This is a genomic window from Paraburkholderia podalyriae (genome assembly GCF_014397785.1).
GTDB lineage: Bacteria > Pseudomonadota > Gammaproteobacteria > Burkholderiales > Burkholderiaceae > Paraburkholderia > Paraburkholderia podalyriae.
Genome location: NZ_VZQQ01000003.1, coordinates 76,383 through 101,477, shown reverse-complemented (window position 1 = coordinate 101,477; position 25,095 = coordinate 76,383). Strand labels below are relative to the sequence as shown.

At 64.7% G+C, this 25,095-nt stretch carries 23 protein-coding genes and 5 tRNA genes; 18 read left to right on the top strand and 10 right to left on the bottom strand.

Translation table 11 applies throughout. From position 1 onward, the window contains the following. Positions 1-27 precede the first annotated feature (27 nt). The 7 genes from gltX (at position 28) to F6X42_RS04330 (ending at position 2,972) form a co-directional block, all read left to right on the top strand. Positions 28-1,437 (top strand): glutamate--tRNA ligase, encoded by a 1,410-nt coding sequence (gene gltX, locus F6X42_RS04360; protein WP_187633033.1) that lies wholly within the window; start codon positions 28-30, stop codon positions 1,435-1,437. 118 nt (positions 1,438-1,555) lie between these two features. Then, positions 1,556-1,631: transfer RNA gene (locus F6X42_RS04355), tRNA-Ala, on the top strand. Positions 1,632-1,819: 188 nt separating this feature from the next. After that, a tRNA-Glu gene (locus F6X42_RS04350) sits at positions 1,820-1,895 on the top strand. Between the two features lie 90 nt (positions 1,896-1,985). Next, positions 1,986-2,062 (top strand) — tRNA-Asp (locus F6X42_RS04345). A 61-nt stretch (positions 2,063-2,123) separates the two neighbouring features. After that, positions 2,124-2,199: transfer RNA gene (locus tag F6X42_RS04340), tRNA-Glu, on the top strand. 81 nt (positions 2,200-2,280) lie between these two features. Then, positions 2,281-2,357, top strand: a tRNA-Asp gene (locus F6X42_RS04335). 150 nt (positions 2,358-2,507) lie between these two features. Next, positions 2,508-2,972 (top strand): GNAT family N-acetyltransferase, encoded by a 465-nt coding sequence (locus F6X42_RS04330; RefSeq protein WP_187633032.1) that lies wholly within the window; start codon positions 2,508-2,510, stop codon positions 2,970-2,972. A 47-nt stretch (positions 2,973-3,019) separates the two neighbouring features. On the opposite strand, the gene F6X42_RS04325 is transcribed toward F6X42_RS04330, so the two are convergent. Further along, positions 3,020-3,919 (bottom strand): AraC family transcriptional regulator, encoded by a 900-nt coding sequence (locus tag F6X42_RS04325; RefSeq protein WP_187633031.1) that lies wholly within the window; start codon positions 3,917-3,919, stop codon positions 3,020-3,022. A 180-nt stretch (positions 3,920-4,099) separates the two neighbouring features. On the opposite strand from F6X42_RS04325, the gene F6X42_RS04320 reads away from it, so the two are divergent. Continuing rightward, positions 4,100-4,501, top strand: a complete 402-nt coding sequence (locus F6X42_RS04320; protein ID WP_187633030.1) for a gamma-glutamylcyclotransferase family protein — start codon at positions 4,100-4,102, stop codon at positions 4,499-4,501. A 125-nt stretch (positions 4,502-4,626) separates the two neighbouring features. Here F6X42_RS04320 and aceB read toward each other — a convergent pair whose 3' ends face one another. After that, positions 4,627-6,213, bottom strand: a complete 1,587-nt coding sequence (gene aceB / locus F6X42_RS04315) for a malate synthase A (RefSeq protein ID WP_187633029.1) — start codon at positions 6,211-6,213, stop codon at positions 4,627-4,629. Between the two features lie 74 nt (positions 6,214-6,287). After that, positions 6,288-7,094: a haloacid dehalogenase type II gene (locus F6X42_RS04310; protein ID WP_187633028.1), complete on the bottom strand. Its 807-nt coding sequence runs from the start codon at positions 7,092-7,094 to the stop codon at positions 6,288-6,290. A 150-nt stretch (positions 7,095-7,244) separates the two neighbouring features. On the opposite strand from F6X42_RS04310, the gene F6X42_RS04305 reads away from it, so the two are divergent. Continuing rightward, positions 7,245-8,147, top strand: a complete 903-nt coding sequence (locus F6X42_RS04305; RefSeq protein ID WP_187633027.1) for a LysR family transcriptional regulator — start codon at positions 7,245-7,247, stop codon at positions 8,145-8,147. 136 nt (positions 8,148-8,283) lie between these two features. After that, the gene (locus tag F6X42_RS04300) at positions 8,284-8,718 is read left to right on the top strand and encodes a universal stress protein (protein WP_187633026.1); all 435 of its coding nucleotides are present in this window, start codon (positions 8,284-8,286) and stop codon (positions 8,716-8,718) included. A 280-nt stretch (positions 8,719-8,998) separates the two neighbouring features. Here the strand turns inward: F6X42_RS04300 and aceA are convergent, their stop codons facing one another. After that, a complete protein-coding gene (aceA, locus tag F6X42_RS04295; protein ID WP_187633212.1) occupies positions 8,999-10,303 on the bottom strand; it encodes an isocitrate lyase in 1,305 nt (434 codons plus the stop codon). Between the two features lie 401 nt (positions 10,304-10,704). After that, positions 10,705-12,315 (bottom strand): DEAD/DEAH box helicase, encoded by a 1,611-nt coding sequence (locus F6X42_RS04290; protein WP_187633025.1) that lies wholly within the window; start codon positions 12,313-12,315, stop codon positions 10,705-10,707. A gap of 8 nt (positions 12,316-12,323) precedes the next feature. Here F6X42_RS04290 and F6X42_RS04285 point away from each other — a divergent pair, with 8 nt between their 5' ends. Continuing rightward, positions 12,324-12,539: a hypothetical protein gene (locus tag F6X42_RS04285; RefSeq protein ID WP_187633024.1), complete on the top strand. Its 216-nt coding sequence runs from the start codon at positions 12,324-12,326 to the stop codon at positions 12,537-12,539. 278 nt (positions 12,540-12,817) lie between these two features. On the opposite strand, the gene F6X42_RS04280 is transcribed toward F6X42_RS04285, so the two are convergent. Next, positions 12,818-13,087, bottom strand: coding sequence for an acyl-CoA-binding protein (locus tag F6X42_RS04280; protein ID WP_187633023.1), 270 nt, complete (start codon positions 13,085-13,087; stop codon positions 12,818-12,820). A gap of 167 nt (positions 13,088-13,254) precedes the next feature. Here F6X42_RS04280 and tsaB point away from each other — a divergent pair, with 167 nt between their 5' ends. From tsaB to F6X42_RS04260, 4 genes are read left to right on the top strand one after another with little or no spacing between them, the layout of a single operon-like run. Continuing rightward, positions 13,255-14,091 carry a tRNA (adenosine(37)-N6)-threonylcarbamoyltransferase complex dimerization subunit type 1 TsaB gene (gene tsaB, locus F6X42_RS04275; RefSeq protein WP_187633022.1) on the top strand — a complete coding sequence of 279 codons (837 nt, stop codon included), beginning with the start codon at positions 13,255-13,257 and terminating at the stop codon, positions 14,089-14,091. Then, positions 14,088-14,582 carry a ribosomal protein S18-alanine N-acetyltransferase gene (gene rimI, locus F6X42_RS04270; RefSeq protein ID WP_187633021.1) on the top strand — a complete coding sequence of 165 codons (495 nt, stop codon included), beginning with the start codon at positions 14,088-14,090 and terminating at the stop codon, positions 14,580-14,582. Before tsaB ends, rimI begins: the two co-directional genes overlap by 4 nt. Beyond that, the gene (locus F6X42_RS04265) at positions 14,569-15,585 is read left to right on the top strand and encodes a uracil-DNA glycosylase (RefSeq protein ID WP_187633020.1); all 1,017 of its coding nucleotides are present in this window, start codon (positions 14,569-14,571) and stop codon (positions 15,583-15,585) included. Before rimI ends, F6X42_RS04265 begins: the two co-directional genes overlap by 14 nt. 26 nt (positions 15,586-15,611) lie before the next feature. Further along, complete coding sequence (locus F6X42_RS04260; protein ID WP_246529955.1) at positions 15,612-16,613, top strand: DUF1853 family protein; 1,002 nt, start codon at positions 15,612-15,614, stop codon at positions 16,611-16,613. A gap of 6 nt (positions 16,614-16,619) precedes the next feature. On the opposite strand, the gene thiD is transcribed toward F6X42_RS04260, so the two are convergent. Both thiD and lplT read right to left on the bottom strand, forming a co-directional pair. Further along, the gene (gene thiD, locus F6X42_RS04255) at positions 16,620-17,426 is read right to left on the bottom strand and encodes a bifunctional hydroxymethylpyrimidine kinase/phosphomethylpyrimidine kinase (protein ID WP_187633019.1); all 807 of its coding nucleotides are present in this window, start codon (positions 17,424-17,426) and stop codon (positions 16,620-16,622) included. Between the two features lie 62 nt (positions 17,427-17,488). After that, a complete protein-coding gene (lplT, locus tag F6X42_RS04250) occupies positions 17,489-18,796 on the bottom strand; it encodes a lysophospholipid transporter LplT (RefSeq protein ID WP_187633018.1) in 1,308 nt (435 codons plus the stop codon). Between the two features lie 219 nt (positions 18,797-19,015). On the opposite strand from lplT, the gene alr reads away from it, so the two are divergent. The 3 genes from alr to F6X42_RS04235 all read left to right on the top strand — a co-directional run bounded on the left by alr (position 19,016) and on the right by F6X42_RS04235 (position 21,898). Continuing rightward, on the top strand, positions 19,016-20,086 hold the full coding sequence (alr, locus tag F6X42_RS04245) for an alanine racemase (RefSeq protein WP_187633017.1): 1,071 nt from the start codon (positions 19,016-19,018) through the stop codon (positions 20,084-20,086). Between the two features lie 3 nt (positions 20,087-20,089). Then, positions 20,090-21,466 (top strand): DNA repair protein RadA, encoded by a 1,377-nt coding sequence (gene radA, locus F6X42_RS04240; RefSeq protein WP_187633016.1) that lies wholly within the window; start codon positions 20,090-20,092, stop codon positions 21,464-21,466. 153 nt (positions 21,467-21,619) lie between these two features. After that, a complete protein-coding gene (locus F6X42_RS04235; protein ID WP_187633015.1) occupies positions 21,620-21,898 on the top strand; it encodes a DUF2866 domain-containing protein in 279 nt (92 codons plus the stop codon). 36 nt (positions 21,899-21,934) lie between these two features. Here the strand turns inward: F6X42_RS04235 and F6X42_RS04230 are convergent, their stop codons facing one another. After that, on the bottom strand, positions 21,935-23,002 hold the full coding sequence (locus F6X42_RS04230) for a CaiB/BaiF CoA transferase family protein (protein WP_187633210.1): 1,068 nt from the start codon (positions 23,000-23,002) through the stop codon (positions 21,935-21,937). An 88-nt stretch (positions 23,003-23,090) separates the two neighbouring features. After that, complete coding sequence (locus tag F6X42_RS04225; protein WP_187633014.1) at positions 23,091-25,046, bottom strand: ATP-binding cassette domain-containing protein; 1,956 nt, start codon at positions 25,044-25,046, stop codon at positions 23,091-23,093. Positions 25,047-25,095 lie beyond the last annotated feature (49 nt).

The following is a 25,095-nucleotide window of genomic DNA, read 5'->3' as shown; positions in this document are numbered from 1 at the left end:
CGGCGCCTGTTTTCCGAGTAACCGCTAATGACCACCTCCGTTCGTACCCGTTTCGCACCGAGTCCCACCGGCTTCATCCACCTGGGCAACATCCGCTCCGCGCTGTATCCGTGGGCGTTCGCGCGCAAGATGAATGGGATCTTCGTGCTGCGGGTCGAGGACACCGACCTCGAGCGCTCCACGACCGAATCCGTCGACGCGATTCTCGAAGGCATGGCGTGGCTGGGTCTCGATTTCGACGAAGGCCCGTTCTACCAGATGCAGCGCATGGACCGCTATCGCGAAGTGCTGAAGCAGATGCAGGACGCGGGGCTCGTCTATCCGTGCTACATGTCGACCGAAGAACTCGACGCGCTGCGCGAGCGCCAGCGCGAAGCGGGCGAAAAGCCGCGCTACGACGGCACGTGGCGTCCGGAGCCGGGCAAGGTGCTGCCGGAGCCGCCCGCGGGCGTGAAGCCGGTGCTGCGCTTTCGTAATCCGCTGACCGGCGTGGTCGCGTGGGACGACGCGGTGAAAGGCCGCATCGAAATCTCGAACGAAGAACTCGACGACCTCGTGATCGCGCGCCCGGACGGCACGCCGACGTATAACTTCTGCGTCGTCGTCGATGATCTCGACATGCGCATCACACACGTGATCCGCGGCGACGATCACGTCAACAACACGCCGCGCCAGATCAACATTCTGCGCGCGCTCGGCGGCGAGCCGCCGGTGTACGCGCACCTGCCGACCGTGCTGAACGAGCAGGGTGAGAAGATGAGCAAGCGCCACGGCGCGATGAGCGTGATGGGGTACCGCGACGCGGGCTATCTGCCGGAAGCGGTCGTCAACTATCTGGCGCGTCTCGGCTGGTCGCACGGAGATGCGGAGATTTTCACGCGCGAGCAGTTCGTCGAATGGTTCGATCTCGAGCATCTCGGCAAGTCGCCGGCGCAGTACGACCACGACAAGCTGAACTGGCTCAACGCGCACTACATCAAGGAAGCCGACAACGCACGCCTCGCCGAACTGGCGAAACCGTTCTTCGCGAAGCTCGGCATCGATGAAGCCGCGCTCGCGCAAGGTCCTGATTTGACCGGCGTGGTGGGCCTAATGAAGGACCGTGCGTCGACGGTGAAGGAGATCGCACAGAACGCCGCGATGTTCTATCGCACGCCGGCACCTGATGCCGAGTCGCTGGCACAGCACGTGACCGACGCGGTTCGCCCTGCGCTCGCTGATCTGGCCGCTGCATTGAAGACGGTGGAGTGGACCAGGGAGGCGATCGCCGCAGCGCTGAAGGCGACGCTCGGCGCGCACAAGCTGAAGATGCCGCAACTCGCGATGCCGGTGCGTCTGCTGGTGGCGGGCACCACGCATACGCCGTCGATCGATAACGTACTGATGCTGTTTGGTCGCGACGTCGTCGTTAGCCGCATCGAAAGATCGCTCGGCTGATCAGGGGCAGGCGCGCATCAGAGGGTTCCCCTGCCGTCGGAAGAAATTCGCATGTAATTGCTCAAAGGGTGTTTACAAAGCGCAGATCGCCCTCTAGAATCTCGTTTCTCTGATCTGCGGGGGTATAGCTCAGCTGGGAGAGCGCTTGCATGGCATGCAAGAGGTCAGCGGTTCGATCCCGCTTACCTCCACCAAACAGAGCAGAGAAGTTAAAGTGGTTAAGAACTCTTAAGGTTGTAGAAAAAAGATTTCACTAATCGCTGAAACGTAGTTAAAATAACGGTCTTCGCAGTTGACGAGAAAACAGCTTGGCGAATTAACTGAAAAGTTAGCGCGGGTTGATCAAAGCAATAGCGAATTAAGACGGATCTGAAAAGATTTTGTCCCCTTCGTCTAGAGGCCTAGGACATCACCCTTTCACGGTGAGTACAGGGGTTCGAATCCCCTAGGGGACGCCAAACATCAGCGTCGCTTTAGTATTCGAGTAATATTGAGGCGGCGCAGCTTGCAGAGAACTAACCGACGCTCGCAAGCAGGGTGTAAAGACTGGAGTGGTAGTTCAGTCGGTTAGAATACCGGCCTGTCACGCCGGGGGTCGCGGGTTCGAGTCCCGTCCACTCCGCCAGACAAAGCCCGTTCATACAAACCTGAACGGGCTTTTTCATTAAAGGTGTAAGCAGCACGTTGTCCCCTTCGTCTAGAGGCCTAGGACATCACCCTTTCACGGTGAGTACAGGGGTTCGAATCCCCTAGGGGACGCCAGAACATCGGGCGTCGTTCGGTTGGAAGTTTGAACGGTGCAGTAGCCAGCGAGCATGGCTCGCAGGCTGCGATGCAAAATCCGGAGCGGTAGTTCAGTTGGTCAGAATACCGGCCTGTCACGCCGGGGGTCGCGGGTTCGAGCCCCGTCCGCTCCGCCAGATTTGAGAAAGCCCACTTCGCAAGAAGTGGGCTTTTTTTATTTCCACTGTGCGTTGCCGGCCGCCTCCCGGAAGGCTCGGGACAAACAGCCATTGCCAGCGCGCGCGGCCTGTTTTACCGTTAATCCGACTCATCCAAGCGGTTTCGCCATGTTCGATCCCACCGAAGCTCCGTTACCGTTTCATCTGCGCACGGCCAGCATGGACGATTTCGAGTTTGCCGAGGCACTGACCCGCAACAACATGGGCGGCTACTATCGCCGGCATCATCTGGTGTGGCGCAGCGATCTGTTTCTCGGCAGTTGGCGGGAATCGGAGAATTTCATTCTCGAAATGGATGGCGTGCCGATGGGCGTGCTGCGTATCACCGAGGAGGGTGATTCGCTGCATATCCGCGACGTGCAGATTGCCGAAGGGTATCGGCGGCTCGGCGCGGGTACGTTTCTGCTCGACGTCTCGCATCAATGGGCGCGCGAACGCGGGCTGCGCGAGTTGCAGTTGCGCGTGTTCGTCGATAATCCGGCGGCGCGGCTGTATCAGCGCAAGGGCTATAAGCTCGCCGGGCCGCGGCTCGCGCAGCTAGGCGCCATCCGTCATCTGGCGCGGCGGGTTTGATGCGGGGCCTGCGTCGATGCCCGACGCGCAAGGCTGGCGATCGCCGATCACCGCTCAGCAACGTGTGCCGGACTGGCTTGATCCTGCGCCGTTTCCTCATCCGCTTGCGCATCCTCATGCTCGCCGTTGCTCGCGCGATGCTCGGCGCCGCGCTCGATAAACGCGCGCGGGCTCGCCCCGAACGCGCGCCGGAACATCGCGGAGAACGCGCTCTGGCTCTGATAGCCCAATTCCTGCGCGACGTGCGACAGCGGCCGTCCCTGGCTCAGCAGAGGAATCGCGCGCGCGAGAATCGCCTGCTGACGCCACTGCGAAAAACTCACCCCCAATTCCTGACGAAACAGCCGCGCGATCGTGCGCGTGCTCGCACCCACGGTCGATGCCCACTGTTCGAGCGACTCGCCATGCATCGGGTCGGCGATCACGGCCTCGCACAGCGCGCGCAGCCGCTTTTCGCTGGGCATCGGTACGGACAGTGGCAGCGGCTCGGAGCGCGTCAATTCATCGAGCGCGAGCGCGCCGAGCAGTTGCTCGCGCGTGGCGGACAGGCCGCGTGTATCGAGCGCGGCAATCACCTCACGCAACAGGTTCGACACTTCGACGACCCGCGGCGTATCGAGCCCGGCCGGCACCGTACTCTCGGTGATGTACAGCGTCCGCAGGAACGCATCCTCGACGGCGACCACTTCGTGCGTCACATGTGGCGGCAACCAGATCGCGCGCGATGGCGGCACCATCCATGTCGTGCCCGTCGTCGCGACCCGCAGCACGCCGCGCGACGCGTACGCGACCTGCGCCCACGCATGCGTATGACGCGCGATATGCCAGCCCGCCGGCATGGGCCGCGAGCGTACGCGGATCGGATGCGTGTCGTTCGGCGCGAACTCGGGCGCTATGTCGGCGAAACGTACACGGCGCAACGGGTCGGAGTCGACGGACGAGGTCATGGCAAGGTCGGTTCGGATAACGGGGGCGATGGGGGCCAGGCGTGGCCGCCGCCATTCACCGCCGTGGGCTTTAGCCATTGTAGAGCGTGCCCAGTTTCTGCCGCCAACGGACCACCGTTGCATAATGTCCCGATGGCCCCGAGCCACCGACATCACTTCTGACCAGGAGACTCAACGACGATGCAGACCGTCTTTGTCTACGGCACGCTGCGTGCCGGTGAAGCGAACGACATCAGCGAAGCCGCCGCGCGCAACGACATCCCCACGCCGAGCCTGCTCGGCAGCACCACCGTGCGAGGCCATCTGTTCGATTTTGGCGACTATCCGGGTCTCGTCGTCGACGAAGCGGGCGTCGAGGTGCGCGGCGACGTCTATGAAATCGACGATGCGCTCGTCGCGGTGCTCGACGAAATCGAAGCCGTCTATCCGAGCGTCGAGGAACGTTTTCTGGCGCGCGAGGTGATGGTCAAGGTGGACGGCAACGTCGTGAACTGCCGCTTCTATCCGGTCGCGCCGAACGCGGTAAAAGGGCTGCCCGAAATCCGTTCGGGAGATTGGGTCGAACATCGGCGCACGCGCTGAGCCGGTGCACGACAGCGAGCAAAAACCGGCGCGCCACGTATGTGTCCGGCGCGCCGTCATTCAGGTTGATGCGATCACTCGGCTCGAGCAGGCCCCAGTCGCCCGAGCCCGCATCATCAACACCATCAAATCTCTTCGTACAGCGGCAGCGTCAGAAAATCGGTGAACTGCTCCGCGGTCGACATCCGCTCGAAGATCTGCGCCGCACGCTCATACGGCTTCGTATCTCCGCCCACCGTCTGTTTGACCTTGTCGAGCTCCTGCGCCGCGAACTCGCGCACCAGTTCGGCCGTCACCTTGCGGCCGTCGTCGAGCTTGCCCTTCGGCGAGCGGATCCACTGCCACACCTGCGAGCGCGAAATCTCGGCGGTGGCCGCGTCTTCCATCAGGTTGTGAATCGGCACGCAGCCATTGCCCGCGAGCCACGAGCCGAGGTAGTGAATGCCGACGTTGATGTTGTTGCGCAAGCCCGTTTCGGTGATCGGCGTTTCCGGGCGGAAGTCGAGCAGGTCGGTCGCGGTCACGAGAACGTCGACGCGCTGCTTGTCGATCTGGTTCGACCGGTCGCCCAGCACCTTGACGAACTCTTCCATCGCGACCGCCACGAGGCCCGGATGCGCGACCCAGCCGCCGTCGTAGCCGTCACCAGCGTCGCGCGCCTTGTCTGAACGCACCCCGGCCATCGCCTTGTCATTCGCGGCCGCATCGTTCTTGATCGGAATCAGCGCGCTCATGCCGCCGATCGCCGGCGCGTTGCGGCGATGGCAGGTCTTCAGCAACAGCAGCGCGTACGCGCGCATGAACGGCGAGGTCATCGTGATCTGCGAGCGATCGGCGAGGCAGAAGTCGCGGTCGCTCCTGAACTTCTTGATCGCCGAGAAGATGTAGTCCCAGCGGCCCGCGTTCAGGCCCGAGCTATGTTCGCGCAGCTCGTACAAGATTTCGTCCATTTCGAACGCGGCGACGATCGTCTCGATCAGCACCGTCGCGCGAATCGCGCCGCGCGGCACGCCGACCACTTCCTGCGCGGCGACGAAGATGTCGTTCCACAGGCGCGCCTCAAGATGGCTCTCCATCTTCGGCAGATAGAAGTACGGGCCCGAGCCGCGCGCGATCAGCTCCTTCGCGTTGTGCACCAGATACAGCGCGAAATCGAAGATGCCACCCGACACGCGCTTGCCGTCGACTTTCACGTGCTTCTCGTCGAGATGCCAGCCGCGCGGACGCACGATCAGCGTCGCGGTCTTTTCGTTGAGCCGATACGACTTGCCGTTCTGTTCGAGCGAGATCGTGCGGCGCACCGCGTCCTTCAGATTGATATGACCGGTGATCTGGTTGTCCCAGCTCGGCGCATTCGAATCCTCGAAGTCGGTCATGTAGGAATCGGCGCCCGAATTGAGCGCGTTGATGATCATCTTGCGCTCGACGGGCCCGGTGATCTCGACGCGCCGGCACTGCAGATCCTGCGGCAGCGGCGCGATCTTCCAGTCGCCTTCGCGCACGCTCTTCGTGTCGGCGAGGAAGTCGGGCCGCTCGCCCGCGTCGAGCCGCCTGGTGCGCTCGACGCGCGCCTGCAGCAACTGCTGACGGCGCGGCTCGAACGTCCGATGCAACGCCGCGACGAGCTCCAGCGCTTGCTGGGTGAGGATCGCTTCGAAGCCGGGCTTGATGTCGCCGGTGATTTCCATGCCCTGCGGCAGCGAGATAGCCATGTTTTCTCCTTGGTCGGTCAGATTGCAAAAATGCGAAGGTTGAAAAAAGGGGGGGCCGGATGCGAGGGGCGTCGTCATACGCGCGGGCTGGCGCGCTTGCGGCTGCCACTGCCATGAGTTTTCGTTCGATGGCTGCCGGTCGAGCGCGACGGCGTCGCGAGCGTCTGCAAAAAGCCCAGCAGATCGTTCATGCCGGCGCCGGTGCCATGCGGCGTCACGCCGAGCTCTTCGACGGGCAGGTTCTGCCGGTTCAGCCAGAACGTCGTGAAGCCGAACCATGTCGCGCCCGCGACGTCCCATCCGTTCGACGACACGAACACGATCTCGCGCGCGGACACGCCGAACGCGTCGGGGCCGAGCGCATACGCGGCGGGTGAGGGTTTGTAAGCGCGCACCGCGTCGACCGACAGCACGTGATCGAAGAGGGCGTTCATGCCGGCGCTCTTGACCGCGATGTCGAGCATCTGCGGGTTGCCGTTCGACAGAATCGCGAGCCCGACGCGCGACGCGGCGGCGGGCTCGCGCAACGCACGCAGCACGGGCGCCGCATCGGGAAACGCGGACAGGCACGCGTATTCGTCCATCAGACGCTTTTCGGCCGCGCGGCCGAGCGTGAGCTGCAGTCTTTTGGCGGCGAAGCGCAGTGCGTCGAGTGTGATGTCCCAGAATGGCCGATAGTGTTCGCCGGGGGCGTCGGTACGTGCGGCGAGCGTGCGTAGTTGCGTGTATTCGATCTGCTTCTGACGCCAAAGCTGCGACAGCGCGTCGCCGTGTCCGGGAAACAATTGCTCCGCGGCGGCGATCACCGAATGCACGTCGAACAACGTGCCGTAGGCGTCAAAAATTACTGCTCGCGGGGAAGGTGTCGTTGTGGCCGACATTGCCATGCGCTCCTGTCAGAGGTCGGGGTCGATTGTATTGGTGACTGTACGTGATGAAAAATAGGCTAAAGATCACTTGATCTTTTACTTTCATATACCTAATCTGACGCGGCACCCTTCACTTTCGCGCGTCGCCGCGCGTCTTCGTTCATGGACCGTTTCAAGCAGATCGAGACTTTCGCCACCGTCGCGGCCAAGGGGAGCCTGTCCGCGGCGGCGCTCGCCGAAGGCGTCGCGCCCGCGATCATCGGCCGGCGCATCGACGCGCTCGAAGAGCGCCTCGGTGTCAAGCTGCTCGTGCGCACGACGCGCAAGATCACGCTGACCTTCGAAGGCTCTGCCTTTCTCGAAGACTGTCAGCGCATCCTTCACGACATGCAGAACGCCGAAGCGAGCGTGTCGGCGGGCGGCGTGAAGGCGAGCGGGCACCTGCGGCTGTCGGCGCCGGCCGGCTTCGGGCGCCGGCACGTGGCGCCGCTCGTGCCCGCGTTCACAGTCGCGCATCCGGACGTGTCGATCACGCTCGATCTGTCCGATCGTCTCGTCGACCTCGTCAACGAAGGCTTCGATTGCGCGGTGCGGCTCGGCGAGTTGCCCGATTCGACGCTGGTGTCGCTGAAGCTCGCCGAAAACCGGCGCGTGTGTGTCGCGTCGCCCGCGTATCTGAGCCGGCGCGGCGCGCCGCACAGCCTCGCCGATCTCGCACGCCACAACTGCCTCGCGCTCGGCGCGAGCGCGAACCAGCAGCGCGGCTGGATGTTCCAGCACGACGGCAAGGTCGTGTCGATCAAGGTGTCCGGCACGATGGAGTGCTCGGACGGCGCGGTGCTGCACGAATGGTGTCTCGCCGGACACGGGCTTGCGTGGCGCTCGTGGTGGGAGGTCGGCGCGGAGATCGCGGCGGGCCGCCTCGTCAGCGTGCTCGACGAATTCGCCGCGCCGCGCATCGGCATCCACGCGGTGTTCCCGCAGCGCCGTCATCTGCCGCTGCGGGTGCGGCTGTTTCTGGACTTTCTCAAGCATACGTACGGCGAACCCGGTTACTGGGACTGAGGCGCCAATCTCCAGACCGGCACGAAGCCGATCCTTACCCGCATTCATCCGCATTAGAATCGCTTCGAGCAGCCTGCACCCTGGGCTTTGTTGGACGCTGACGCCGCGCTGCGCGCAGCTGGTGACGGAGGGCATCATGTTCAGGCACATCCTGGTTCCAACCGATGGTTCAGACCTGTCGCGCAAAGCGATAGCGGGCGCGATCGATCTCGCGCAGGCCGTCGGCGCGCGAGTCACCGCGTACGCGTGTCTGCCGCAATATCCGTACTCGCCGTTCTCCGAAGTCGTGGTCGAACCGCCCGGCGAGTTCCTGCAACGCAGCGAGCGCGAGGCGCGCGTGCATTTGCGCGAGGTCGAGCAGGCGGCGCACCGCGTCGGCATCAGCGTCGAGAGCCGCACGAGCGTGCATCCGGCGCCGTATCTCGGCATCATCGAAGCGGCCGAGCAGGGCGGTTGCGACGTGATCTTCATGGCATCGCACGGGCGGCGCGGGCTCGGCAGCCTGCTGATCGGCAGTGAAACGCAGCGCGTGCTCACGCATACGAAGATTCCTGTGATCGTCTATCGCTGAAACGATGTGCTGCCGCCGGATTGCCGTCCGATTGCCGCCCGATTGCCGGCGCGCGGCGCATTCGAAAAAAACGCGCCGGCGGCGCTGCCGGCGCGTTCAGCTTCGCCGCATGCTGGTCGCGTGCTGGCTTTTCTCGGACCCCGGCCGCTGGCATGCGCGCTGACGCTTCTGCCAATCCGGCGCGGCAAGGCCCTCCCTGCGTCGGCGGCACGCTCGCGGTGCCGCTCGGCGCTTGCCGATCGTTCCTGCGCTCGGACTGCACGACCCCGACCGGCTGATCTCAGGCGACCTTCTTGTCGAAAAACTGCTCGTTTTCCGTCGAACCGTGCAGTGCGGTCGTCGATGCTTCGCGCTCGACCGTCTGAGTGACGGCATCGAAGTAGCCGGTGCCGACTTCGCGCTGGTGCTTGACCGCGGTGAAGCCCTTTTCGGCCGCCGCGAATTCGGCTTGCTGCATTTCGACGAACGCGGTCATCTGGTTGCGCGCATAGCCGTACGCGAGGTTGAACATCGAGTAGTTCAGCGCATGGAAGCCGGCCAGCGTGATGAACTGGAACTTGTAGCCCATCGCGCCGAGCTCGCGCTGGAACTTCGCGATCGTCGCGTCGTCGAGGTTTTTCTTCCAGTTGAACGACGGCGAGCAGTTGTACGACAGCAGCTGGTCCGGATACTCCTTGTGGATCGCGTCGGCGAATTTCTTCGCGAACTCGAGGTCCGGCTTGCCGGTCTCGCACCAGATCATGTCGGCGTACGGCGCATACGCGAGGCCGCGCGAGATTGCCTGCTCGAGACCCGGCTTCGTGCGGTAGAAGCCTTCGACGGTGCGCTCACCGGTCAGGAACGGGCGGTCGTTGTCGTCGATGTCCGAGGTCACGAGGTCGGCGGCTTCCGCGTCGGTGCGGGCGAGCAGTACGGTCGGCACGTCCGACACGTCGGCGGCGAGTCGCGCGGCGGTCAGCTTCGCGACGGCTTCACGGGTCGGCACGAGCACCTTGCCGCCCATGTGGCCGCACTTCTTCACCGACGCCAGCTGGTCTTCGAAGTGCACGCCGGACGCGCCCGCTTCAATCATCGCTTTCATCAGTTCGAACGCGTTCAGCACGCCGCCGAAACCGGCTTCCGCGTCGGCCACGATCGGTGCGAAGTAATCGACGTAGCCTTCATCCCCCGGGTTTTTGCCTTCCGACCACTGGATCTGGTCGGCGCGCGTCAGCGTATTGTTAATGCGCTTGACGACCAGCGGCACCGAGTTGGCCGGATACAGCGACTGGTCCGGGTACATTTCACCAGCGACGTTGGCATCGCCCGCGACCTGCCAGCCCGACAGATAGATTGCCTTCAGACCGGCCTTCACCTGCTGCATCGCCTGATTGCCGGTCAGCGCGCCGAGCGAGTTGACGAACGGCTCGTTGTTCACGGCGGCCCACAGCTTTTCCGCGCCGCGCTTGGCGAGCGTGTGCTCGGGTTGCACCGAGCCGCGCAGACGCACCACGTCTTCGGCCGAGTAGGTGCGCTTGACACCTTTCCAACGCGGGTCCGTTTCCCATTGCTGCTTGAGTTGCTGCACTTGCTGTTCGCGGGTCATGGTCATGATGTGCTCCTTCGATGCCAGTTATGGAGGATGGGTGACTCTGTCTTTCTCGACGCGTCGGGCCCGGAGAGGCGTTCTGTTTCGTGAAGTCTTATATAAGAGTCTAGGCAAATCGAAGGGCGCGCAATAGACGCCACCAAGCGTTTTCCCAATATTTGTTTTTCTATTAAATCAATGGCTTGAAGTTTTCGTTTCGCGATAAGAAACGATATCTTCCCTGTTGCAATGGCTCTTCTTGTGCTTTGCAACATGGTTTTTTACGACGCAAAAAATTTTTTTACATCGTGAAATTTGGGGCGGGCAGCCCACGGGCGAAAAAAAAACCGACGCCTCAGCGCCGGTTTTTTTGAGTGTCACGGGCGGCGCGACGCCGTCCGGTTTGTCCGATGGGACGATTAGCTGCCGCGACGTGCCGAACGGGGACCGTCGCTGCGGCGCGCGCCGTAGCCGTCACGCGAACCGTAACCGTCGCGCGAACCACCGCCGAAGCCTTCGCGCGAACCATGACCGTCACGCGAACCGCCGGCCGACTTGTTGCCCCAGCCGCCGCCGCCGCCGTTGCCGTTACCATTGCCGTTACCGTTGCGCGAGCCGCCGTAGCCGCCCGGCTTGCCCGAACCGCTGCCGAAGCGACTGCCATTACCACCGCCAGGACGGCCGCGGCCGCCGAAGCCAGCACGGCCATTGCCCGAAGGCGCCGCCTTGCGCGGCTCGAAGCCTTGGACGACGTTGACCGGCAGCGGCGTGCGCACGAAGCGCTCGATGCGCTTGAGTGCGCCCTGTTCGGCGTGATGCACGAGGCTCACCGCAATACCCGAGCGGCCCGCACGGCCGGTACGGCCGATACGGTGCACGTAGTCTTCGGCGAACTTCGGCAGGTCGTAGTTGAACACGTGCGTGATGCCGGGGATGTCGATACCGCGAGCGGCGACGTCGGTTGCGACCAGCACGCGCACGCGGCGCTCGCGCAGTGCGCGGATCGTGCGGTTACGCGCGCCTTGCGGCAGGTCGCCGTGCAGCGCGGCCGATTCGAAGCCGGCGTCGGCCAGACGGCCTGCCAACTGGTCGGCGTCCATCTTGGTTGCCGTAAAGACGATGGCCTGGTCGAGGCCGGAGTCGCGCAGCAGATGGTCGAGCAGACGGTCCTTGTGATCGCGGTCGTCGACGTAGTGGACGGTTTGCGCGATGTTGGTGCGTTGTTCCAGGCGCTGGACGATCTCGATACGCTCCGGGTCCTTCAAGAGACGGCCGGTCAGCGAGCCGATCTTGCCGTCGAGCGTGGCGGAGAACAGCATGGTCTGACGCGTAGCCGGCGTTTCTGCGACGATCGTGTCGATGTCGTCGATGAAACCCATGTCGAGCATGCGGTCGGCTTCGTCGAGCACGAGGATCTGCAGTTGCGACAGATCGATGCGGCCGCGCTCGAGGTGGTCGATCAGACGGCCCGGCGTTGCGACGAGGATTTCGGGGTTCTTCGCGAGCAGCATCAACTGCTGGCCATAAGCGACGCCGCCGAGAATGCTGACGGTGCGCAGGCGCTTCAGGTGCTTGCCGTACGTCGCCGCGGCGGTCGTGACCTGCATCGCGAGTTCACGGGTCGGGGTCAGTACCAGCATGGTCGGACGTGCGACCGGCTGCGGACGGCGGCCACGGCCACCGTCGGCCGGGCGCGGTTCGCGCGGCTGGCTCGCCTGGGTCTTTTGCAGCTGCGAGAAACGCTCGATGGCGGGCAGCATGAATGCGGCGGTCTTGCCCGAGCCGGTCGGGCTCGAAACGAGCAGATCGCGGCCGGCGATACCTGCCGGCACCGCGCGTTGCTGCACCGGCGTCGGGTGCTCGTAGCCGGCGGCGGTCAGCGCGGAGATGACGTCCGCGGACAGGCCGAGCGACGCGAAGGTCGGCTTGGCGTCAGCCTGCGCGGCGGCTTCGGGAGCGGCGGGCGAAAGACCGAGTGCTTCGTCGGCGATGGCGTTCAACGGGCTGCTGGGGGTGTTGCTCAAAGTCATGTGAATCCTTGAAAACGATCCTGGGTGGTTCATCGGATGAAAACGTCAACGCCAATCGGCATACCCAAGTCGTCGGATTCAGCGAGCAAAAACAGCAGCGAGCAAATCGAAAAACGGGGGCAACTCGCGACAATGAAGGCGAGTTTTTCGTTAGAAGCTGTATCGGATGCGACGTGCCAACATGGCGAGTCGCCAGCCTGGGACTTGAGCCCGAAGTGGGCTAGGCAGAAGGGGACAGGTTCTAAACTGGATTGGAGCAAACGCTATGGGACGCTGCGCCGCGAGGACCGCTGGAAAAACGGGCAAAGCAGTGAAAGCGCAGGCGGGATTATAGCGACATTTGCTGCGCCGCGCCACTATTCGGACAATTCCGACGGAACAAATGCCGGAATCAGGCCTGCAAGCGACGGCTGCGGTCCTGGGCTTCGACTCCGAAACCGCCGCGAGGCCGTCGCGACCTTGTCAGACGGCCATCTCCGCAGAGGGTCGCCGCGGCGCAAACTCAGGCCGCGGCGCCGCTCTTCAGCGACTCGACGAGCTCGACGTATTGCTGCTTCGCAGCGTCCTGCGCGGTGCCCGCGAGCGCCGCCCACGCGTCGTATTTGTATTTGCCGACGATGTCGGTGAAGCCCGGCTTGTCGCCGTGCACATTGCCTTCGCTCGCCTGCTTGAACAGCGCATAAAGACGCAGCAGCGTCAGGTTGCCCGGACGTTCGGGCAGTTGCTTGACGTCTTCCTGGGCTTGCGCGAACTGTGCGTTGATGTCGGTCATGGTCGTTTGGCCCGCGTGGCGGGATAGATGAGATCGGCCGAAAATCATAACAATTGCCTGCCGCGGCGGGACCGAGGGCTTATTCCAAACGGTGGCCGCCGCGCACGTAGGCAGCGCGGCCGCGCAAACCGCCATTCACGCGCACGGCGCCGATTACAATACGGTCCATGACTCAAACAGTGCTCCTTGCCCTCGATACATCGACCGAATTCTGTTCGGCGGCGCTCGTGTCCGCGGCCGTCGATGCCGCCGGTCAGCCCACCGCCGAGCCCCGCGTCTGGGTGCGCCATGAACAAACCGGCGCGGTGTCCAGTACACGTCTGCTGCCGGCGATCCGCGAGCTGTTCGACGAAGCCGGCCTCACGCTGGCGGACTGCGACGCGATCGCGTTCGGCTCGGGTCCGGGTTCGTTCACCGGACTGCGCACCGCGACCGGCGTCGCCCAAGGCCTCGCATTCGGCCTGAACCTGCCGGTCGTGCCGATCGGCACGCTGCTCGTGTGCGCTGAGAGCGCCCGCCTGCACGATCGGTCGACGACGCGCGTGCTCGCCGCGCTCGACGCGCGCATGGACGAAATCTACTGGGCCGACTACGCGTGGGACGACGCGCAACGTGAATGGCGCACCGTGCAGACGGCGTCGCTCGATACACCTGAACGACTCGTGCTGCCCGACGTGCCGTTCACGCTCGCCGGCAATGCCGCCGCCGCGTTCGGCGAGCGCTTGCCGGCGGTCGCGGTCGCGCGCAGTGTCGATGGCGAAGCGTTGCCGCATGCGCTGCCGCTCGCGTACGCGGCGCTGCGCGCGTTTCATGCGGGCCGCACGGTGCCCGCTGATCAGGCCGCGCCCGAGTACGTGCGCGACAAGGTCGCGCAGACGACCGCCGAGCGCATGGCCGACAAAGCGGCGAAATCGGCCAAAGCGGCTCTTACCACCGAGCAACCCGCGCGCCGCGCGCGCGACGGCGCGTCCGGCCAGCCGTCCGACGACGAGGCGCGCCCATGAGCGGCGTGCTGCTCACGGACCGCTATATGTCGCCAATGACCGAAAGCGACCTGGACGAAGTCGTCGCAATCGAGAAACTCGCGTATGAGTTTCCGTGGAGCCGCGTCAATTTTGGCGACTCGTTGCGCAATGGCTATTTCGGCGTCTGTCTGCGGCACGTGACGGGCACGCTGATCGGCTATTGCGTACTGATGCCGGTCGTCGATGAAATGCATCTGCTCAATCTGTGCGTCACGCCGCAAGCGCAAGGCGCCGGCGCGGGCCTCGCGCTGTTGCGCGAGGCGGTGCGCATCACGCGCGCGGAGAAGCTCGAGGGGCTGCTGCTCGAAGTGCGGCCGTCGAATCATCGGGCGATCCGGTTGTACGAGCGCTTCGGCTTCGCGTCGATCGGCCGGCGCAAAAATTATTATCCGGCGCGGCATCGCGGCCGGGAGGACGCGATCGTGATGCGTCTGTCGTTTGCCACGGAGGGCGCAGATGGCGCTGCATGAATCGTTGCTCGAAGAATTCGGACTCGCGCCGTTGTGGGTGCGTCGCGGGCTCGCGGCGCCACAGACGGAGGCCGGGCAGGGTGATGCCGTTGCCGCGCAAGCGGACGAGCCGTTGCAATCGATGCGGCAAGAGACGAGCGGCGAGCGTCGCGCGGAGCCTGCGCCGCAGACCGCGCACGAATCGCTGCGCGCATCCGTCGACATACAGCCGCCGCAAGCGGAGCGCGAATCTGCGCCGCGCTTCGACGCAACTGCGCCGCGGCGAGAAACAACATCGCCGCAGCCGCAACTCGACTCTTCGACACCGCCGACTTTCGACGCCCCGCCCGACGACGACTTCGCGTGGTTCGACGATCCAGCCGCAGCGGTCCCCGCAGCCGCCGAAGCGCGCCGCGACGCGCCCGCGCTGCCGCCCATCCAGACACTCGACTGGGACGCGCTAGCCGAACGTGTCGCCGGATGCGAAGCGTGCCGGCTTTGCGAGAAGCGCACCAACACGGTGTTCGGCGTCGGCGATCGAGAGGCCGACTGGATGCTGATCGGCGAAGCGCCGGGCGAGAACGAGGACCGTCAGGGCGAACCGTTCGTCGGCCAGGCCGGCAAGCTGCTCGACAACATGCTGCATTCGCTCGCGCTCGCGCGCGGCACCAACGTATATATCGCGAACGTGATCAAGTGCCGGCCGCCTGGCAACCGCAATCCGCAGCCCGACGAAGTCGCGCGTTGCGAGCCGTATCTGCAGCGCCAGGTGGCGCTCGTAAAGCCGAAGCTAATCGTCGCGCTCGGCCGTTTCGCCGCACAGAGCCTGCTGAAGACCGACGCGAGCATTTCGTCGCTGCGCGGCCGCGTGCATACGTACGAAGGCGTGCCGGTGATCGTCACCTATCACCCGGCCTACCTGCTGCGCAGCCTGCCCGACAAGGCCAAAGCTTGGGGCGACCTGTGTCTCGCGCGCGCGACGTGGCTCGCGAGCGGCGGCGCGCCGTCGAACGAATCAAAGTGACGATGCCCGAGGGGCCGGCGGCGCGTATGCCCGGCGCGTCTATCAGCCGCGCGGCGCTTCTCGACACGTTGCTGGGTTTGCGTGGCGATGCTTCAGTCGATGCGCTGCGCGATCCCGCTGTCCGCGATCTCGCGTGGCTGCTGCTGAGTCCCGATCTGTTGCGCCCGCAGCCTCCGGTAGGCGCGCTCGCCGATCCCTTCGACACACCGCAGGAATTGCAGGCCACGTTCGACTGGCTGCGCGCGCTCGACGTCACGCCGGAACTTCTGCGCCAGGATCTCGCGGCTACGCGCATCACGCGTCTTGGCCGCTACGCTGAACGCCTGCTGGGCTTTTTCCTGCGGCTTGGACCGGCGACGCAACTGATCGCAGCCGGTGTGCCGTTACGGCACGCGGGCCTCACGCTCGGCGAATGCGATTTCCTCGTGCGGACGCGGCAGGGCGCGCGCCTGCATTGGGAACTCGCGGTGAAGTGCTATCTGCATGCGGGCGACGCGAATGGCGCACAGGCGGCACGTCTCGCCGATTATGTCGGCCCTAACCTGAAGGACCGCTTCGATCTGAAACTCGCGCATCTGCTCCATCATCAGTTGCCGCTCAGCGCGCGCGAGGAATTTGCATCGGCAGGTTATGCGGGCGCGTGGACGCCGCAGATGTTCGTCAAAGGCTGGCTGTTTTACCGGCATGGCGAGACGCCCACTGATCCGTCCGAACTCGATCCCGCGCATGGGCGTGGCTGGTGGGTGACGCGTCGAGACTGGCCGGCTTTCGCATCCGCGCATGCGCACTGGTGGCGGGTGTTGCCGCGACTCGAATGGCTCGCGCCGCGATATCACACGCAACGCGGCACGGACTACGCGTGCTGCGTCGACGCAAACACGCTTACCGCGCAGACCTCACTTCAACATGGCCCGACGATGGTCGCCGCATTCATCGACGACAACGCGGGCAATCTGCGTGAATGCTCGCGCGGCTTTATCGTGCCCGACGACTGGCCCGAGCAGGCGCGGCGTTACGCGAAGCAATGACGCCGCTTACCACCACCGATGAAAGTGATGCACCGGCCCTACGCCGTGGCCGACGTCGAGCCGCTCGCTCGCCTGCAACGCACCGGTCAGATAAAGCTTCGCATCTGCGACGGCGCTAGCGAGATCGTCGCGCTGCGCAATCAGCGCGGCAATCGCCGACGACAGCGTGCAGCCCGTTCCATGCGTGTTCTTCACCGGCACGCGCGGACCGCCAAGACGCAGCGTGCCGCTTTCCTGCACGAGCCAGTCGGGGCTATCCGCCGCGCTCAGATGGCCGCCCTTCATCAGCACCGCGTGCGCGCCGAGCGCGCGCAGCGCTTCGCCTTGCTCGACCATGCCGGCTTCGTCGGCGGCGGCCTGCGTGCCGAGCAGCGCGGCCGCTTCCGGCAGATTCGGCGTCAGCAGATCGGCGAGGGGAAGCAGTTCGTCGCGCACCACCGCGACCGCATCGGGCAGCAGTAGCGCGTGATTGCTCTTCGAGATCATCACCGTGTCGAGCACGATGTGTTTGGGCTGGTGACGGCGCAGCGCGTCGGCGACCGCACGCGCGATCGATGCATTCGCGAGCATGCCGATCTTCACCGCGTCGATGCGGATATCGTCGAACACCGCGTCGAGCTGCGCGGTGATGAAGCCGGGGTCCGGCGCGTGAATCGCGGTCACGCCGCGCGTGTTCTGCGCGGTCAGCGCGGTGATGACGCTCGCGCCATAGGCGCCGAGCGCGGAGAAGGTCTTCAGATCGGCCTGGATGCCAGCGCCGCCGCCGGAATCGGAACCGGCGATCGTCAGCACATTGGGAATCGATTGAGTCATGGTCGAGCGAAGAAGAAGGAGGGCGCGCTCGCGGTTGTCGCGGCCGGCCTCGGCGCAGCCGGTCAGTGCTTGGCTTCGCCGATCAGCGCGACCGAGTCGAATGCGCGCTGGTTCGCCTGATGGCGCCGCATCACGAGCCACATCATCAGGCAGACGAAGGTGCCGAACAGCACGATTACCGCGGAGACCGGCACGTCGAGCCAAACGAGCACCGCGTACAGGCATAGCATCACGAGCACCGACAGGTTCTCGTTGAAGTTCTGCACGGCGATCGAATGGCCCGCCGACAGCAGCACGTGCCCGCGATGCTGCAGCAGCGCATTCATCGGCACGACGAAAAAGCCCGACAGGCCGCCCACGAACATCAGGAAGATATACGCGAAAATCAGATAGCCCGCCACGTGCATGCGGCCAAAATAAACACCCCAGTGCGGGGGAAACAGATCGCGTGTGTAGAACGCCATCAGCATCACGGAGATACCCATCACGATGCCGACCGGCAATACCGACAGCGATTTTTTCAGCGGCACGCGCGAGGCCGCGAGAATCGCGCCGCCCGCGACGCCGACCGCGACCACCGCCTGCAAGATCGCCGCCTCGGACAGCGACATGTTCAGCGACACCTCGGCCCACTTGAGCACGATGAATTGCAGCGTCGCGCCCGCGCCCCAGAACAGCGTCGTCACGGCGAGCGAAATCTGTCCGAGCTTGTCGCGCCACAGCACGACAAAGCAGTCGGCGAAATCGGTGATCAGGCGGATCGGCCCGTGCTCCTGTCGCGGATAGCGCGCGCCGGTGTCGGGAATGCGCAGATTGAACAGCGCGGCGATCACGTACATGCCCATGATCACGAGCATCGCGGCTTCCGCGGGCGTGTTCACGCTGGGGATATGCCACCTGAGAATCGGCGCGGCGATATGTGGGCTGATCAGCGCACCGCCGAGCACCGTGCCGAGAATGATCGAGCCGACCGTGGTGCCTTCGATCCATCCGTTCGCGGCGACGAGCCGGTCAGGCGGCAACAGTTCGGTGAGAATGCCGTATTTGGCGGGCGAGTAGGCCGCCGCGCCGAAGCCGACGACGCCATACGCAAGGAGCGGATGCGCGCCGATCAGCATCGTCAGGCAGCCGACCACCTTGATCGTATTGGTGATGAACATCACGCGTCCTTTCGGACGGGAGTCGGCGAATGCGCCCACGAATGCGGCAAGAACGACGTACGACAGCACAAAAAACAGCTTGAGCAGCGGCGTCATCCAGTTCGGAGCGTGAAGATCTTTTAGCAGTGCGATAGCGGCGATCAGAAGCGCATTGTCGGCCAGCGACGAAAAAAACTGCGCGGCCATGATGGTGTAAAAACCTTTTTTCATCTGATGCGATGCTGTCCTCGCTGCGGTCTGTCCGCCCCGGCCGTTTGTCATACGTCCGGGCTTATGCCGATCGAAATGGGTTGTGCGCACGGCTTTATATCATGAAAATAGCTGTATTCGGACTAGCAGAATCCTTGATCGCACCGCCCAGCGGGCCGCCGAGCGCTGAAAACGCGCTGTAAGCCGCTGATTCGCAAAGTGTCTTTACGAAAAAATCCCATGCCGCGCCCCCTTTCCGCCACGATTCATACCGCTGCCCTCGCCAATAACCTCGCTGTCGCGCGCCGCTATGCGCCGAAATCAAAAGTCTGGGCCGTCGTCAAGGCCAATGCATACGGGCATGGCCTCGCTCGCGTGTTTCCGGGTTTGCGCGCTACCGACGGCTTTGGGTTGCTGGACCTCGAAGAAGCGGTGAAGTTGCGTGAATTGGGCTGGGCGGGCCCAATTCTCCTGCTGGAAGGCTTTTTCCGGCCGACCGATATCGACGTGATCGACCGCTACAGTCTGGCCACGGCGCTGCATTCGGACGAGCAGCTGCGCATGCTCGAAATGGCGCGTCTGTCGAAACCGGTCAACATCCAGTTGAAGATGAACACTGGCATGAACCGGCTCGGTTATACCGTCGAAAAATTCCGTGCCGCATGGGAGCGCGCGCGCGCCTGCCAGGGCGTCGGCCAGATCACGTTGATGACGCATTTTTCCGATGCCGATGGCGAACGCGGCGTCGCGCATCAGATGCAAGCGTTCGAGCGCGGCGCGCAAGGCATTGCCGGTGCGCGCAGTCTTGCGAATTCGGCAGCGACGCTGTGGCATCCGGAAGCGCATTTCGACTGGGTGCGCCCGGGCATCATTCTGTATGGCGCGTCGCCGTCCGGCGTGACGGCGGCCATCGACGGCACGGGCCTGCAGCCCGCGATGACACTCGCGTCGGAACTGATCGCGGTGCAGACGCTCGGCGAAGGCAGCTCGGTCGGCTACGGTTCGACGTTCACCGCGCGCGGGCCGATGCGCATCGGCGTGGTCGCGTGCGGTTACGCCGACGGCTATCCGCGCATCGCGCCGGAAGGCACGCCGGTGATCGTCGATGGCGTGCGCACGCGGATCGTTGGACGTGTGTCGATGGACATGCTGACCGTCGACCTGACCCCGGTGCCGACCGCCAACGTCGGTTCTCGCGTCGAACTGTGGGGCACCGCGCTGCCCATCGACGACGTCGCGCAGGCTTGCGGCACGATCGGCTATGAGCTGATGTGCGCAGTCGCGCCGCGTGTGCCGGTTCGCGCGGAGTAACGCGTGGCGAAAGCGAAGACGTTGTACATCTGCGGGGAATGCGGCGGTCAGTCACCGAAGTGGTCCGGGCAATGCCCGTCCTGTCAGGCGTGGAATACGCTCGTCGAATCTGTCGCCGAGGCGCCGTCCACGCACCGTTTCCAGTCGCTCGCGAAGAGCACGCCGGTACGGCGCCTCGCCGACCTCGAAGCGTCGGACGTGCCGCGCTTTTCCACCGGCGTCAGCGAATTCGACCGCGTGCTCGGCGGCGGCCTCGTGCCGGGCGGCGTGGTGCTGATCGGCGGCGATCCGGGCATCGGTAAATCGACGCTGTTGTTGCAATCACTCGCGGAAATCGCGGCGGACAAACGCGCGCTCTACATTAGCGGCGAAGAATCGGGGGCGCAGATCGCGTTGCGCGCACAACGGCTGGCGCTGCTCGAACCCGGCTCGAAGGCGAGCGAGCTGCAATTGCTCGCGGAAATCCAGCTCGAAAAAATTCAGGCGACGATCGCCGAGCAACGGCCCGACGTCGCCGTGATCGATTCGATCCAGACCGTCTATTCGGATGCCTTGACATCCGCACCGGGCTCGGTCGCGCAGGTGCGCGAGTGCGCGGCGCAACTCACGCGCATCGCCAAGCAGTCCGGCACCACGATGATCATGGTCGGTCACGTCACGAAAGAGGGCGCGCTCGCGGGTCCGCGCGTGCTCGAACATATCGTTGATACGGTGCTGTACTTCGAGGGCGACACGCACTCGTCGTACCGTCTCGTGCGCGCGATCAAGAACCGTTTCGGCGCGGTCAACGAACTTGGCGTATTCGCGATGACCGAGCGCGGCCTGCGCGGCGTCGCGAATCCGTCGGCGCTGTTTCTGTCGCAGCACGAGCAGTCGGTGTCGGGTTCGTGCGTGCTGGTCACGCAGGAGGGCACGCGGCCGCTGCTCGTGGAAGTGCAGGCGCTGGTCGATGCGGCCAACGCGCCGAATCCGCGACGCCTCGCGGTCGGACTCGAACAGAACCGGCTCGCGATGCTGCTCGCGGTGCTGCATCGGCATGCGGGCATCGCCTGTTTCGATCAGGACGTGTTTCTGAACGCGGTGGGCGGCGTGAAGATCTCCGAGCCCGCCGCCGACCTCGCGGTGCTGCTCGCGATCCATTCCTCGATGCGCAACAAGCCGCTGCCGAAGGGGCTCGTCGTGTTCGGCGAAGTCGGCCTTGCCGGCGAGATCCGGCCATCGCCGCGCGGGCAGGAGCGCCTGAAGGAAGCGGCCAAGCTCGGCTTCTCGGTCGCGGTGATTCCGAAGGCCAATGCGCCGAAACAGCCGATCGAAGGCTTACAGGTCGTTGCGGTCGAACGGATCGAACAGGCCATCGACCGCGTCCGCACGCTCGAATAGCCGGGGGTCCGGAAGGCTCGCCAGGATTTGGTACGCTTGCGCTCCCGTAATGCCCGGTAAAGATATCCATGTTGGCTGTAACCTGGTCGCCATACCTTTTTTCTAAGCTGTAACGATATGCATCCCTTCTGATGCCCGAAAAAGGATCGCGCTTTGAAACAGCCACATGAAATCGCAGTCGAGTGTCACCTCCAGGTGCGCGGCTGCCGGGTCTCCGCACCGATTCATCAGCCTTGGGGCGGCGCCTGCCGGATCGTCGAATGGATCGACCCCGCGGGGCAGATTTCGCGGCGAGTGGTGGCAGAAGACGTGACGGCCGCGGAAGTGCGCGCCACGATCAGCCGCCACGTGGAAGGCCGCAAACACCTGCTGTACGACGACGAGAAGTCGCCGCGTCAAACGCTGCGGAGGCAGACGGTGACGCGGCGTTGACGGAGGTGCTGCCGCGCCGCGACTGCGCCATGCGCGTTAGAGCTCCGCGCTGCCGCCGTCGTCGTCTGCCGCGGCGGCGCTCGAGGCCGCCGCAGCAGACGCGGGCGGTTTGAACAGCGGATGCTGCGCCGCTTCGGCGGGCGTCAGCACCGGCGACACGCAGCAATCGAGCGATTCCAGCGATTCCACCCATTCGCCGAGCGTGCGCGTCGCGATCACATTGGCGAGCTCCTGAATGAGTGCCAGGGCATCGGGGCCGCCGATCGCCTGACCGAGGCTCCAGTGACGCGTCGCCCATTCGGGCCGATCGAGCGCCATGCACAGCCTTTCCCAGAACTTCAATTCGAGCGCGCCGACCGCGAGCCAGCGCTGATCGCTCGTGCGGTACAGGTTGTAGCAGGGCACGCCGCCGTTCAACAGACCGCTGCCCGCGGCGGGCGCCGCCCCTTCGTTGACCAGCGACACCTGCGCGACGAAGTTGTGCGCATAGCTCGTGTGCGTCATCGAAACATCGACGAAGCGGCCTGCCCCGCCACGCGCGACATGCCAGAGCGCGGCGAGAATCTGCGTGACCGCGCTCAATGCGCCGCCGAGCAGATCGGCGATCTGGAAGTTCGGCAGGATCGGCGCGCCGTCGCTGCTTGCCAGTTGGTCGAGCACGCCCGCATAGCCGATGTAGTTCAGATCATGTCCCGCATGATCCGCGAACGGACTGCTCGCACCGAATCCGCTGATCGCGCAATAGACGAGCCGCGGATTGGTTGCGCAAAGCGTCGCGTAACCGAGGCCGAGCCGCTCCATCACACCCGGCCGGAAGCTCTCGATCAGCACGTCGGCTTCGGCCGCGAGCGCGCGCAGCACGTGGCGTCCCGCTTCGGATTTGAGGTCGAGGCGGGTCTCGCGCTTGCCGCGATTGACCATCCGATAGAACGCGCCGGGCCGGCCCGCGACGCGATCGCTCGACGACTGCATCATCGTGCGCGTCGGATCGCCCGCGCCGGGCGCTTCGATCTTCAGCACATCGGCGCCGAGCTCGGCAAGGCGCAGTGCGGCCACCGGACCGGGCAGCAGGCGCGTGAGGTCGAGCACCCGCAGTCCTTGCAACGGCGGCGGCACCTCCGCGGCCGATGAGTTCGCTAATGACAAAGCCAAGCTCCCGTGGATGCCGGCGCGGCCCGGCTGCTGCGTGCCGCTAGCCGATCTGTTCGAGTTCCTCGTGCGTCTCGAGCCATTCGGCTTCGAGCGTGTCGAGGCGCGCGTTCACATCTGCCTGACGGCGGATCGCCTCCGTCAGCTTGCTCTTCTGCTCCGGCTCGTAACTCGCGGAATCGGCGACGAATGCGTCGAGCGTCGCTTTCTCCGCGTTGAGCGCGTCCATTTCCTTTTCGATCTTCGCGATGCGGCCTTGCAGCGGCTTTTTCAGATGCGCGAGCTTCTGCCGGGTTTCCGCTTCGAGGCGGCGCTGTTCCTTGCGATTGACGTTACTGTCGGCGCCATTCGTGCCGTCGACAGATGCGCCTGGCGCGCCCGACGCATTCGCCTTCAGCGCGGCGCGCTGCTCGGCCGCATGCTGCAACAGCCAGTCGCGATAGTCATCGAGATCGCCGTCGAATTCCTGCAGACGATGCCTGGCGACCAGCATGAACTGATCGGTCGTCGCGCGCAGCAGGTGGCGGTCGTGCGACACCAGAATCAGCGTGCCTTCGAATTGCGCGAGCGCCATCGTCAGCGCGTGGCGCGTTTCGAGGTCGAGGTGGTTGGTCGGCTCGTCGAGCAGCAGCAGGTTCGGCTTCTGCCAGATGATCAGCGCGAGCGCGAGGCGTGCTTTCTCGCCGCCCGAGAACGGCGCGATCTTCGCGGTCGCCATGTCGCCGGAAAAGTTGAAGCTGCCGAGGAAGTCGCGTAGCTCCTGCTCGCGAGTATCGGGTGCGAGGCGCGCGAGGTGCTGCAACGGCGTGTCGTCCGGGCGCAGCGTTTCGAGCTGATGCTGCGCGAAGTAGCCGATGCGCAGACCCTTGCCTTCGCGTACGTGGCCGCTCAACGGTTCGAGCGTGCCCGCGAGCGTCTTGATCAGCGTCGACTTGCCCTGGCCGTTCGCGCCGAGCAGGCCGATGCGTTGACCGTTCTGGATCGACAGCATCACGCGCTCGACGATCGGAATCTCGCCGCCGTCTTCGGCGTGGTAGCCGCAGCGCACGCCTTCCATCACCATCATCGGATTCGGCGCGGAGTCGGGCGTACGGAACTCGAACGTGAACGGCGACGCGACGTGCGCGGGCGCGATCAACTCCATCTTCTCGAGTGCCTTCACCCGGCTTTGCGCCTGACGCGCCTTGGTGGCTTGCGCCTTGAAGCGGTTGATGTAGCTCTGCAGATGCGCGACCGTGCGTTGCTGCTTATCGTACGCGCTCTGTTGCAGCGCAATCTGCTGCGCGCGCAGCACTTCGAATTGCGAGTAATTGCCGCCGTAACGCCTGATCTGCTGCTGTTCCAGATGCAGCGTGACGTTGCAGACGGAATCGAGAAATTCGCGATCGTGCGAGATCACGATCAGCGTGCCCGCATAGCGATTCAGCCAGTCTTCGAGCCACACGATCGCGTCGAGGTCGAGGTGGTTGGTCGGTTCGTCGAGTAGCAGCAGGTCGGAGCGGCACATCAGCGCCTGCGCGAGATTCAGCCGCATGCGCCAGCCGCCCGAGAAGCTGCTGACCGGCTCGCGTGTCTGGTCGAGCGTGAAGCCGAGGCCGAGCAGCAGCGCTTCGGCGCGCGCCGGCGCGGTGTAGCCGTCGGCGTCCGCGAACGCCGCATGCGCTTCGGCTTCGGCCGCGCCGTCGTGCGCCGCGGAGGCGGCCGCGATGCGCGCCTCGATGTCGCGCAGCGCGGCGTCGCCGTCGAGCGTGTAGGCGAGCGCGGTTTTATCGACGGCGGGCGTTTCCTGGGCGACGTGCGCGATGCGCCAGGTCGGCGGGATCGAGAAATCGCCGCCGTCCGCATGCAACTCGCCGAGCAGCACGGCGAACAGCGTCGACTTGCCCGCGCCGTTCGCGCCGACGAGGCCGGCTTTTTCACCGGGGTTCAACGTGAACGTGGTGTTGTCGAAAAGCGGCTTGGTGCCGCGCGCGAGGCTAAACTGATTGAAACGGATCACGACGTGGCCGGCTGAAGAAAACCGCTATTTTAGACTGCCGGGCGCGTTG

Coding starts and splice junctions, on each gene's coding strand:
- rimI (WP_187633021.1), top strand. CDS start 14,088: ATGAGCGGCGTGCTGCTCACGGACCGCTATATGTCGCCAATGACCGAA.
- F6X42_RS04330 (WP_187633032.1), top strand. CDS start 2,508: ATGTTCGATCCCACCGAAGCTCCGTTACCGTTTCATCTGCGCACGGCC.
- F6X42_RS04325 (WP_187633031.1), bottom strand. CDS start 3,919: ATGACCTCGTCCGTCGACTCCGACCCGTTGCGCCGTGTACGTTTCGCC.
- F6X42_RS04320 (WP_187633030.1), top strand. CDS start 4,100: ATGCAGACCGTCTTTGTCTACGGCACGCTGCGTGCCGGTGAAGCGAAC.
- aceB (WP_187633029.1), bottom strand. CDS start 6,213: ATGGCTATCTCGCTGCCGCAGGGCATGGAAATCACCGGCGACATCAAG.
- gltX (WP_187633033.1), top strand. CDS start 28: ATGACCACCTCCGTTCGTACCCGTTTCGCACCGAGTCCCACCGGCTTC.
- alr (WP_187633017.1), top strand. CDS start 19,016: ATGCCGCGCCCCCTTTCCGCCACGATTCATACCGCTGCCCTCGCCAAT.
- F6X42_RS04310 (WP_187633028.1), bottom strand. CDS start 7,094: ATGTCGGCCACAACGACACCTTCCCCGCGAGCAGTAATTTTTGACGCC.
- lplT (WP_187633018.1), bottom strand. CDS start 18,796: ATGAAAAAAGGTTTTTACACCATCATGGCCGCGCAGTTTTTTTCGTCG.
- F6X42_RS04265 (WP_187633020.1), top strand. CDS start 14,569: ATGGCGCTGCATGAATCGTTGCTCGAAGAATTCGGACTCGCGCCGTTG.
- F6X42_RS04280 (WP_187633023.1), bottom strand. CDS start 13,087: ATGACCGACATCAACGCACAGTTCGCGCAAGCCCAGGAAGACGTCAAG.
- thiD (WP_187633019.1), bottom strand. CDS start 17,426: ATGACTCAATCGATTCCCAATGTGCTGACGATCGCCGGTTCCGATTCC.
- aceA (WP_187633212.1), bottom strand. CDS start 10,303: ATGACCCGCGAACAGCAAGTGCAGCAACTCAAGCAGCAATGGGAAACG.
- F6X42_RS04305 (WP_187633027.1), top strand. CDS start 7,245: ATGGACCGTTTCAAGCAGATCGAGACTTTCGCCACCGTCGCGGCCAAG.
- F6X42_RS04290 (WP_187633025.1), bottom strand. CDS start 12,315: ATGACTTTGAGCAACACCCCCAGCAGCCCGTTGAACGCCATCGCCGAC.
- F6X42_RS04300 (WP_187633026.1), top strand. CDS start 8,284: ATGTTCAGGCACATCCTGGTTCCAACCGATGGTTCAGACCTGTCGCGC.
- tsaB (WP_187633022.1), top strand. CDS start 13,255: ATGACTCAAACAGTGCTCCTTGCCCTCGATACATCGACCGAATTCTGT.
- F6X42_RS04260 (WP_246529955.1), top strand. CDS start 15,612: ATGCCCGGCGCGTCTATCAGCCGCGCGGCGCTTCTCGACACGTTGCTG.